The sequence below is a fragment of the Rhodoferax sp. ZS1R8 genome (assembly GCF_056521325.1).
The window spans coordinates 1-2,025 of the sequence record NZ_JBWMBA010000034.1; the positions used below are offsets into that span (position 1 = coordinate 1).

Below are 2,025 nucleotides of genomic sequence, written 5' to 3' on the forward strand. Positions count from 1 at the left end.
GGGGCCTACCATGTCTTGCACGGGGAATACGCCGGCTGCACCACCGCTGTCCTTGGTGTATACCGTACTGTCGCTGATAGGCTTGTAGGTGACAGCGATGGTGCTGCCAGGGGCCTTCGTGATTGTGCTGACTGTGTCGTTGCCTGCAGAGGCCGTAGCTAGCATCCAACCATTGCTGCCTCCTTGTGGTCTCCAGAAAAAGTCCGGCTTACCATCGCCGTTGAAGTCCCCGAATCGCAAAAAGGGCTGATATGTAGGAACCGTGTAATTGTTATAGTCCCACGTCGGTAGAGTCGAAAAGCCATTCAACGTTGCAGGCAGTGCTTCAATGGGCTCGGCGAACCCACTGTCTGTTGCATACGCAATCATCCAACCGCCACCGTCTGCAAACCACATGTAATCCAGCTTCCCGTCACCATTGAAGTCGCCGATCTCCATGCGTCGAGGATGACTACCGTAAGCTAATTTACCGTTCGCAAGACTGCCCGGGATTGCGGCAGCAGTCGGCGTCGTAAAGCCATTGCCCGTCGAGTAAGAGATAAACCAGCCAGTGAGGTAGTTTCCTCCCCATGGCCTCCACATGTAATCCATCTTGCCGTCGCCATTGAAATCAGCAAAGAACATGTATGGCTGATCCTGTACAACATTGTTGACTCCATATGTCTGTGACGGTCTAGTGTAGTAACCGTTGACCTTTGACGGCAAGGCTTCCACGGGTTCTGCGAATCCCGTATCTGTTCCATAGGCGATCATCCAGTTTTCGCCTATGTCGGCCCACCACATGTAATCTAACTTCCCGTCACCATTGAAGTCGCCGATCTGCATGAACTGCGGCTGTCCGGCGGAGGTTAATTTGCCGTTCGCAAGACTGCCCGGGATTGCGGCAGCAGTCGGCGTCGTAAAGCCATTGCCCGTCGAGTAAGAGATAAACCAGCCAGTGAGGTAGTTTCCTCCCCAAGGCCTCCACATGTAATCCATCTTGCCGTCGCCATTGAAATCAGCAAAGAACATGTATGGCTGATCCTGTACAACATTGTTGACTCCATATGTCTGTGACGGTCTAGTGTAGTAACCGTTGACCTTTGACGGCAAGGCTTCCACGGGTTCTGCGAATCCCGTATCTGTTCCATAGGCGATCATCCAGTTTTCGCCTATGTCGGCCCACCACATGTAATCTAACTTCCCGTCACCATTGAAGTCGCCGATCTGCATGAACTGCGGCTGTCCGGCGGAGGTTAATTTGCCGTTCGCAAGACTGCCCGGGATTGCGGCAGCAGTCGGCGTCGTAAAGCCGTTGCCCGTCGAATAAGAGATAAACCAGCCAGTGAGGTAGTTTCCTCCCCAAGGCCTCCACATGTAATCCATCTTGCCGTCGCCATTGAAATCAGCAAAGAACATGTATGGCCGCCCCTGAACAACATTGTTGACTCCGTAGGTCTGTGAGGGTCTCGTGTAGTTACCATTGACAGTCGGGGGCAACGTTTGCACAGGTTCGGTGAACCCTACATTTGTTCCATAGGCAATCATCCAATTGCTGCTTGTATCGGAAAGCCACATGTAATCCATCCTTCCGTCGCCGTTGAAGTCACCAATCTGCATAAGTTGAGGTTGAGCGTTATAGGACAGCTGGCCATTTGGCAGCATCGAAGGAATTGCCGCCACCGCTGGCTGCGTCAACGCACTACTCACATTCGGCCACCCCACCGCTACAGGCTGCAAGCAGTTGGAGGCCACATCACACTCGGTCAGCGTCTTCAGTCTGGACCGGTTCGTGTGTGAGCTCTGCTCATAGGTGAGCTGGTAGTCCTTGACCAGCGTTGCTCCGCTGTAGGTCTTGATGTTGCTCACGCGCTGGGTGAGCTTGACCATGGAGCCTGCCTGGTAGGCGGTCTCGCTGTCCGGCCTGCTTTGGTAGCTGATTTGTACCGAGGCCGCCGGGCTCAGGGCTGGGCTGGATGTTGCGTTTCCGGTGTAGTCGATCCGGTTGGCGTAGTAGCTTCCGGTTGTGCTGTCTTTGGTGTAGCT

1 protein-coding gene is annotated in these 2,025 nt (G+C 54.0%); it reads right to left on the reverse strand.

All coding sequences use genetic code 11. From position 1 onward, the window contains the following. A partial coding sequence (locus AC097P_RS23455) for an FG-GAP repeat domain-containing protein (protein ID WP_479612846.1) occupies window positions 1-2,025 on the reverse strand: 2,025 nt, incomplete at both ends.